The sequence below is a fragment of the Cohnella sp. GbtcB17 genome, assembly GCF_019091135.1.
Lineage (GTDB): Bacteria > Bacillota > Bacilli > Paenibacillales > Paenibacillaceae > Cohnella.
The window spans coordinates 1-415 of sequence record NZ_JAGXJW010000183.1; the positions used below are offsets into that span (position 1 = coordinate 1).

General features: G+C 63.4%; 1 protein-coding gene. It reads right to left on the reverse strand.

The features are described 5' to 3' along the window. A partial coding sequence (locus tag KVT38_RS33550) for an RNA polymerase subunit sigma-24 (RefSeq protein WP_217598054.1) occupies nt 1-415 on the reverse strand: 415 nt, incomplete at both ends.

The window sequence follows — 415 nt, forward strand, 5'->3', positions numbered from 1 at the left end:
TATACTCGGCCAGTGCCTCCAGAACGTTGTCGATCCGCTTGACCTCGGCCTGCAAGTCCTGAAGCTCGGCCAGGCGCGCCAGTACCTCGTCGACGTCGTCCATGTAAAGCCCGCGCGTCTCGATGACCTTGCGGATGGCTCGGCGCACTTCCTTCAGCGCCTGATCATCTTCTTCGTCCATAGCCCCGGCAGGTACGGCGTGCAACTGCGCCCGGGTGCCGGCTGGGTAGCGCCGCAGATAGGCGTGTGCCGTGGCCTCCAGACGCTGCTCATGCCCGGATAGGTACATGTACGACGGCATGCCGCGGAGTCGCTTGTGCAGCGCCTGCAGCTGGTCATCCTCGCCGATCCGGCTCACCGTAATGCCGCAACCGATATTATGCTCACTCAGGATCTTGATCCGCGCGCGCATCTG